7 protein-coding genes are annotated in these 7,892 nt (G+C 70.0%); 1 reads left to right on the top strand and 6 read right to left on the bottom strand.

The genetic code is table 11. The features are described 5' to 3' along the window. On the bottom strand, positions 1-901 hold a 901-nt coding region (locus tag ACNPNP_RS02380; protein ID WP_448964467.1), incomplete at its 3' end, for a ChbG/HpnK family deacetylase. Further along, entirely contained in the window at positions 901-2,037 is a 1,137-nt protein-coding gene (locus ACNPNP_RS02375; protein WP_448964466.1) for an ROK family transcriptional regulator, read from the bottom strand. The genes ACNPNP_RS02380 and ACNPNP_RS02375, both read right to left, overlap by 1 nt. A 108-nt stretch (positions 2,038-2,145) precedes the next feature. Here ACNPNP_RS02375 and ACNPNP_RS02370 point away from each other — a divergent pair, with 108 nt between their 5' ends. After that, a complete protein-coding gene (locus ACNPNP_RS02370) occupies positions 2,146-3,597 on the top strand; it encodes a carboxylesterase/lipase family protein (RefSeq protein WP_448964465.1) in 1,452 nt (483 codons plus the stop codon). 103 nt (positions 3,598-3,700) lie between these two features. Here the strand turns inward: ACNPNP_RS02370 and aztD are convergent, their stop codons facing one another. From aztD to aztB, 4 genes are read right to left on the bottom strand one after another with little or no spacing between them, the layout of a single operon-like run. Further along, entirely contained in the window at positions 3,701-4,891 is a 1,191-nt protein-coding gene (gene aztD / locus ACNPNP_RS02365) for a zinc metallochaperone AztD (protein ID WP_448964464.1), read from the bottom strand. 35 nt (positions 4,892-4,926) lie between these two features. Next, positions 4,927-5,838 carry a metal ABC transporter solute-binding protein, Zn/Mn family gene (locus ACNPNP_RS02360; RefSeq protein ID WP_448964463.1) on the bottom strand — a complete coding sequence of 304 codons (912 nt, stop codon included), beginning with the start codon at positions 5,836-5,838 and terminating at the stop codon, positions 4,927-4,929. Continuing rightward, the gene (locus ACNPNP_RS02355) at positions 5,835-7,037 is read right to left on the bottom strand and encodes a hypothetical protein (RefSeq protein WP_448964462.1); all 1,203 of its coding nucleotides are present in this window, start codon (positions 7,035-7,037) and stop codon (positions 5,835-5,837) included. The genes ACNPNP_RS02360 and ACNPNP_RS02355 overlap by 4 nt, the downstream gene beginning before the upstream one ends. Then, positions 7,034-7,885 carry a zinc ABC transporter permease AztB gene (gene aztB / locus ACNPNP_RS02350; protein ID WP_448964461.1) on the bottom strand — a complete coding sequence of 284 codons (852 nt, stop codon included), beginning with the start codon at positions 7,883-7,885 and terminating at the stop codon, positions 7,034-7,036. The genes ACNPNP_RS02355 and aztB overlap by 4 nt, the downstream gene beginning before the upstream one ends. Positions 7,886-7,892: the final 7 nt, after the last annotated feature.

The following is a 7,892-nucleotide window of genomic DNA, read 5'->3' as shown; positions in this document are numbered from 1 at the left end:
CCCCCCCACGCCAGCTTATCCGGATGAGTCCCTCCTTCTCGATGGTCTCGTGCACGAGAGGATCGGCGAGCAGCCGCCGCTCGTACCCGCGCTTGGCCGCGCCGTAGTCCGCGGCCGCCCGCAGCTCGTGCCCGTCGACCATCGGGTGCAGGTAGATCTCGGTCACCCCGGCCGGCACCGCGCGCAGCAGTCCGAGGAAGCCCTCGCGGATCTGCTCGTACGTCTCCTCCCGATCGGTGCCCTCGCCGGCGAGCTCGAACGGATGCGTCCAAAGCCGGTCGAGGATGACGATCCCCGCAGCATCCGCGGCCGCCGTGGCCCTGTCGAGCGCCGGCTGCATCGCTTCACCGATCTGCAGGCCGTCGACGACCCTCGGCAGCCGGAACGGGAGTCCGTGCCGTGCGGCGAGCGCGAACACCGGTTCGAGCAGGTCGCGGCCGGTGTGCAACCCGTATACCGAGCCCATGTGATTGTCGAGATGCGTGACATCGACGCCGGCAGCGAGTGCCGCACCCAGCTGCGCCGCGAGTTCGGCCGACACATCTCCGATCGCCGCATTCTCCTCCACTGCTCGCACATCGGCCGGGAAGAAGCCGGCACGGTCGACGAGGCTCGTCCCCCCACCGGTCAGCGGCCGCCACCGATAGCGGCTCCACTCGCTCGTGAGCACGAGATGCACGCCCACGCTCATCTCAGGATGCGCGGCAGCGAAGGCGAGCGCCTCCGGCGCCCAGGCGCACGGCAGCATGATCGTCGACGAATCGAGGTGCCCGGCGGCGAGGAGGTCGGTGATCGCCTCGTTCGCCGCGTGGCACATGCCGAAGTCGTCCGCGTTGAGGATGATCACACGCGCGTCGGATCCGAGCCCCAGTCGAGCGGTGAGGTCCGACGGCGGGGACATCAGGCCGGCATCCCGCCGAGCGAGACGAAACGGGAGAACGAGCGCTCGCGCAGCGCTGAGGCCGCCTGTCCGATCGCGCCCACCATGGTCGCCTCGCGTCCGAACGCCGAGGTCACGAACTTCAGGGCGAGCAGATGGGAAAGTGCGTCGGCGGCACGATGCACCGCCGCGACGAAGCACGGGTGCGCGGCGTGGCCGGTCAGGACGAACGCCTCCGGATCGATGACGAGGGCCACGCTGCCGGCGACGACCACGAGGCGCCGCGCCAGCTCGTCCACCATCGCCTTCGCCGCCTCGTCCCCGTCGCCGCACGCATCGAGGTGGACGGGCAGCGGGTCGGCAGGGTCGCGGCCGTGCAGGAGCGCGAGATCCTCCACGACGTCGTCGTTGATCACCGGCACGCCGATCGGCACGGGAGGCTGGGGAAGATACTGCACCTCGCCCGCGACACCGGAGGCTCCGCGGTGCAGCACGCCGTCGAGCACGGTGCCGGCGCCGAGCCCCTCGTCGATCATCAGCAGCGTGAAGCTCGAGAGCTCACGGCCGACGCCGGACTCCGATTCGGCGAGCGCCGCCAGATTGACGTCGTTCTCGATGTGGACGGAGCATTCGACGTGCGCGGTGAGCGCTGCGAGCAGCGCCCCGCCGTCCGGACCCTGATCGTCTCTGATCTCGCCGCCCGGCGTCACGATCCCCGGCATCGCGACCACGACGTGCCGCAGAGGACCGGGCACCGCCCGACGGCACTCGGCGATCAGCGCGGCGATGTCAGCAGCTCGGTCGTCGACGTGCCCGAGCGGCGCATCGCACTGGGCGCGCACCGCTCCGGTCGGATCGACCAGGGTGGCATGCATCGTGGTGTGATCCACGTGCACGGCTGCCGCGAATCCGAGTCCTGGATGGAGGGAGACCCGGGTCGCCGCCGGACCGCGCGTCGCTCGGTCCACCCCAGCGGATGCTACGGCGTCCCTAGCTTCGAGCATCCGAAGGACCTGAGTGACGGCTGTCCGCGACAACCCGGTCTCACCCATCAACTCCGCTCGAGTCAGGGGCCCACGTCGAGCCAAGGCCTCCAGGATCGCTCTCGCGTTCAGGGTTCGCAGCAGGGTCTGCGGACCCGCCAGAGGTTTTGTCACCACGTTTCCTCGTGCATCGTTGGGGGCAAGTATGACACGAAGTGTCCATAAGTGCGACACTTTTCGTCGCACTCGTGCCGATACTCTCTAGTCGTGATCGAATCGCCCATGGTACACACCGTTTCCGGACCGGTGCGCGGATCATGGCGGGACCATGGAACCCCCGCAGCATCCGCCGCCTTCCTCGGCATCCCGTTCGCCAGGGCGCCCATAGGCGACCTCCGCTATGCGGCGCCAGTGCCTGCGGAGTCGTGGACAGACGTACGGGACGCGACCGAGTACGGGGCCACCGCGTTGCGCACGACCGGCACCGACACCCTCATCCCGGAGCCGGCCGTCGCCGGCGACAGCACTCTGAACGTCAACGTGTTCACCCCTTCACTCCATACGTCTCTGCCCGTACTGGTCTGGATCCACGGCGGCGGCTACACCGAGGGCTCCCCCGCGAGCCCCTGGTACGACGGCAGCCGCTTCAATCGCGATGGCGTCGTGACGGTGTCGATCTCGTACCGACTCGGCTTCGACGGCTTCGGATACATCGAGGGCGCACCGCACAACCGCGGAGTCCTCGATTGGATCGCCGCCCTCGAATGGGTGCAGCAGAACATCGCGGCGTTCGGCGGCGATCCTGACCGGGTGACGATCGGCGGGCAGTCCGCGGGCGGCGGAGCCGTGCTGGCGCTGCTCGGGATGCCGTCGGTGCAGCACCTGTTCCATCGGGCGCTGTCGATCTCCGGGGCTCTCGCCGATGTTCCCCTCGACGATGCGCGCGAGCGCTCGGCCCGGCTGGCCGCGCTCGCCGGTGTCCCCGCCGATGCGGACGGCTTCCGATCCGTCGATGAGGCGGCCCTGCACTCCCTGCAGAACAAGGCAGCGAGTGCGAAGCACGGCCTCGCCGCGCTGACCGATCAGCTCGTGAACGGCCTCGCGTGGGGCCCGATGGTCGACGGCGACCTCATCGCGCAGCCGACCGTGGATGCACTGCGCGGCGGGATCGGCGCGGACAAGCCACTGCTGCTGGGCGCCGCCGACGACGAGTTCACGATGGTCGCAGAGAGGGAGGAGACCGCGCTGCGCCTGGTGCCGCCTTCGCTGCTGCTGCGCCCCTTCATCAGGGACCGCGATGCGCGCCGCGCGTACCTCGAGGCGAACGAGCCCCAGCGCGCGCGAGGCACCGCCGCGATCGCGGGCCGCTACGTCAGCGATCGCATCTTCCGCATCCTCGTACCCCGCGTCGCGGAGGCACGACTGCGTGCGGATGCCGCGACCTGGGCATACCGCTTCAGCTGGGTCTCCCCCACCAAGGGCTGGGCATGCCACTGCCTCGACGTGCCGTTCTGGTTCGACGGGCTGGACAGGGAGCGGGTGGACGCCCTCGCGGGCGAGAACCCGCCGCAGTCGCTCGCGGACGAGATGCACGGGGCTGCCGTGCGCTTCATCACGGATGGGGATCCGGGCTGGCCGGCCTGGTCGACAGCGCCCGGACTGTCTCGCATCTTCGGCGGCACGGGTCCGGACGTCGCCGAGGACGCCTACGACAGCACCCTCGCGCTGGTCTGAGCGTCCGTCCAACGCGCGTCGCTGGAAGGGTTTCCCGGGTTCAGATCGCACCGAACCCGGGAAATCCTTCCGGCATCCACCCGCGGACGGCGGAAAGCGCGCGTTAGCCGACGACTGCGATCTCGTTGGGCACCTCAGGCAGCTCGGCGGAGGCGATGACCTCGCCGGTCGTGGCATCCAGCGTCACGATCGTGCTGTTCGCGGCGTCTGTGACGTAGACCACGTCGCCGAGTGCGGCGATCGCCGGGTGCGGCTGCTGCCATTCGCTCGGCCCCTCCCACGCATCGATCGCGTCGTGGGATGCCGTGACGGCACCGGTCGCCGGGTCGATGACGTGCAGCTTCCCGTCGGAGCCGATGAGCACGGCGTCGCCGCTTTCGACACGGGTCACGCCGCGAAACGTGTAGCTGACGCCCTCAGGAAGAGCGACCTTCTCGAGGGTCTTCGCCTCGGTGTCGACCAGCGCGATGTCGGTCAGGAGGTAACCCTCCATGTCGGGGTCGTCCTTGTAGTCCATGACGACGAGCGGGCTGTTCTCCGAGACGTACGCGTTGCCGATCCGGCCGAACTCGTCTGGCGAGTCGAGCTTGGTGATCTCGCCGTCGTCGAAGACGAGTGCGCCGTTCTCGCACCCGAAGACGACCGCCTCGCCCTCGGCGGTTCCCTCACCGTGCACACCGGGGCACTCGGCGCTGGTCGCGATCTCGGCGCCGTCCGCGTCCACCGCACGGATGCCGGAGCGCCCGTTCGCGTCGCCGACGGTGGTGACGAAGGTGCCGTCCTCCAGCACCACCGAGACGCCGTGATGCGCCTCCACTCCCTCGATGACCTCCGCCTCGGGAAGGCTGCCGTCCGCCTCGGCGAGAGCGTCCGTGTCGAAGATCGTGGTGTCGCTGGTCGCGTCGTCGTACAGCACGGTCTTGCCCCCGTGTCGGACGACATGCCCCGCGGCAGCGGCGTCGACGACCTGGTCGGTGAGCTCTGGCTCGCGCATGTCGAGCAGCTGGAAGCCCGCGGAGGTCGTCACGAAGGCGTGCCGCCCGTCACCGGCGGAGTTGAGCCGGACGAAGTCCTCGGTGGGCAGGTCGTCGATCACCTCGAGGCTCTCGCCGTCGACGATCAGCACACCGCCGGCGTAGGCCACGGCGACGCGCGGCCCTTCTGCGGCGGCATCCGTGCTCGGCGCGGCGGCATCGGGGGTCTCGGCTGCGGACTGCGCGCCGCATCCGGTCAGCAGCAGTGCCGCGGCTGCGGCGGTAGCCGCCAGACGTGCGGTTCGTTTCAGCTGTGTCATGGGTTTTCCTTTCGTGGCGCCCTCTCGGGCGGGGGTCATGGGTCCAGGGCCTTGGCGATGCGTTCGGTGTTGACGCGCATCATGTCGAGGTAGGTGTCGCCGGGTTCGCCCGGCTGCGCGAGCGATTCGGTGATGAGCTCGACGACATCGACGTCGCGGTCCGCCTCCTCGGCGAGCACCTGCATGAGCCGATCGGGCTGCGACGCCTCGGCGAAGATCGTGCGGACGCCGGCGGTGTCGATCGCGTCGACCAGCTCCTGGAGGTCGGCGGGGCTCGGGGCCGCGAGAGTCGTGCCTCCCGGGATCGCCGCGCCGAGAAGTGTCACGTCGTAGCGATGGGCGAGATAGCCGAAGACGTGGTGGTTGGTGACGAGCGCCCTGTGCTCGGCGGGGATCTTCGACAGCGCGCTCGTCATGTGCTCGTCGAGGGCGACCAGATCTTCCCGATACGCCTCGGCCGCGGCGAGTACATCGTCGCCGCCGTCACCTGCGAGCTCCGCCAGCGCGGGAGCGAGCGCATCCACGACGAGGATCATCTGCGACGGATCAGTCCAGAAGTGCGGATCGGGACCGGCGCCCTCGGCGTACTCGATCACCTCGACATGCGCGCCGGCCTCCACCACCGGCACCCCTTCGTCGGCTGCGGCCTCGACGTGCTGGGCCAGCCCCTCTTCGAGTCCGAGCCCGTTGGCGACGATGAGTTCAGCGTCACGCAGCCCGGCGGCCTGCTGCGCGGAGAGCTCGAACGAATGCGGATCGGCACCGGGCGCCATCAGCGTCACCACTTCGAGCTGGTCGCCGGCGAGTTCGGCGACCACGTCACCGAGGATGTTCGTCGTGACGTACACGCTCGGACGCTCGTCCGCTGCGGGCGCGCATCCGGCGAGCGCCCCCGCCGCGACGGCCGCGGTCACCAGAGCCGCAGCGATCCGGCCGCCCCGGCTCATCGGCCCGTCCCCGCGAGGTGCAGCGGTGCGGCCGTCGTCTCGAACGTGCGGGCGATGCGTGCATCGTCGGCCGGATCGATCTCCCACATCGCCCGCTCGGCGGGGCCGTTCAGATATGCCCTGTTCTGATCGACGACGAACGTCACTCGGGCTGCGAGATCGGGATCGGCGAGGGATGCCGCGACGAGCGGCTCGGTCCGCGCGACGATCTCCCCTCCGGCGAGCACGAGCACGGATCCGGTGGCGGTGAGCGCCAGCACGCGATCCGCGTCGTCACCCACTGCGGTGACCCGCACGATCGCCTCGCCGAGATCCTGGAAGGTCCAACTCCGTGCGCGGGTGTCCAGCAGCCAGACGCCGTTCGTCCCCGCGAGCGCGGCCGCGCTCGGACGCCCCTCGCGACCGGCGAAGTCCGTGGCCGGCGCCGACGTGCCGGAGGGGTATGCGATGCGCTCCCACTCCGCCGGGTCGCCGCCGACCGAGAGTGCCGCGCCGTCCGCGCAGCCGATCACGACGCCGACGACCGTGGTGATGGTGCCGGACGCCTGTGCACAGGGGATGGACTCACCCGCGGTGCCGTCCGCTTCCCGCACCCGCAGTGTCTGCGCGACGCCGTCGGAGTCCGGCTCCGTGACGACCGCGCCTTCACTCAACGGCACGACGAGGCCGGCGTGCGGCTCGACCGGGACACGGAACTGCTCGACGACCTCCCCGTCGGCGAGCGCAGGAGTGTCGAGCAGCACGGCCTCGTCGTCGAACAGGATGCCGGTGCCGGTCTCTCCGGTGACCACCCTCGCGACTCCGCCCCCTTCCACATCGCCGATCACGCGGGACGGCGCCTCGTAGTAGTGGAAGTGGTCGATGTGGCTCCACGTCCAGACTCCGCTGTCGATCACCGTCACGGAGCCGTCCCTGATGCCGAACAGATAGCGCCCGTCAGTGACGAGATCCTCGATCGGTTCGATCTCGTCGAGCACCTCCGACCCTTCGTCGAGCAGGTCGAGGTGGTGCACCGCTCCCTGCTCGTCCACGGTGGTCAGGTGCAGCGCGGGCTCCGCGAGCTCGTGCGCGCCGGCGATCTCGCCGTGCCCGTCGCCGACGGCCTCCCCTGTCGGGGTTGCGGGGGCTGACGGTATCGCTGCACAGCCGGACAGCGCGATCAGGAGGATGCCGGACGCAGCGGCAAGACGGGTTCTCATATGGTCCTTTCGGTGAGGGCGTGCCGACGCCCTGAAGCGGAGACGATCGCATGGGCCGCAGCGGACACCGCGGCAGATCCGATCGCGACGAACGCGATCGTGGCGCCTGCAGCCGTTCCCGCGTGCCACGACACGAGAAGGCCGATGGCGACCGAGGCGGTGCCGATGAGCGCCGCGAGGATCATGGTCGAAGGGATGCGCCGCGCCCAGCGACCTGCGGCGACCGCCGGCCCCAGCAGCATCCCGACGACGAGCAGCGATCCGACGGCCTGATAGGCGGCGACCACGGCGAGTGTGATGAGTCCGACCAGCAGGACGTGCGCGATCTGCGGCCGGAGCCCCAGCAGCTGCGCCTGCCGCTGGTCGACGGTGACCGCGACGAATGAACGGTGCCCGAGCACGGCGACGGCGATCGTGACGACGGCGACGACCGTGAGGACGAGCACGTCCTCCGGTGAGGCGGCGAGAATGTCACCGAACAGGATCGCGGTGGCATCCGTCGCGAAGCTGCGCGAGGCGGAGATCACGATCACGCCGAGCGCGAGGCTGGCCACGAACAGCAGTCCGATACTGGTGTCGGCCGAAAGGCGCCCGCGGCGCTGGAGCACGCCGATGCTGAACGACATCCCCGCTGCGCTCACCGCCGCACCGAGCACCGGTGGAATTCCCAGCAGCGTCGCGACGGCGATGCCGGGCAGCATCCCGTGCGCCATGGCCTCGCCGAGGAACGCCATGCCGCGCAGCACGACCCAGGTGCCGACGACGCCGCAGATCACCGCGACGAGGGCACCGGTGAGCAGCGCACGCTGGACGAACACGACGGTGAAGGGATCGAGCAAGGGGGACACAGACAGC

The sequence above is a fragment of the Microbacterium xerophyticum genome, from assembly GCF_053543555.1.
The sequence above is the reverse complement of the archived record's forward strand: the minus strand, read 5'-3'. Positions and strand labels throughout refer to the sequence as shown.

Bases quoted from the DNA above. Each gene is read 5' to 3' on its own strand.
- aztD (WP_448964464.1), bottom strand. From the start codon at position 4,891: ATGACACAGCTGAAACGAACCGCACGTCTGGCGGCTACCGCCGCAGCC.
- ACNPNP_RS02355 (WP_448964462.1), bottom strand. From the start codon at position 7,037: ATGAGAACCCGTCTTGCCGCTGCGTCCGGCATCCTCCTGATCGCGCTG.
- ACNPNP_RS02370 (WP_448964465.1), top strand. From the start codon at position 2,146: ATGGTACACACCGTTTCCGGACCGGTGCGCGGATCATGGCGGGACCAT.
- ACNPNP_RS02360 (WP_448964463.1), bottom strand. From the start codon at position 5,838: ATGAGCCGGGGCGGCCGGATCGCTGCGGCTCTGGTGACCGCGGCCGTC.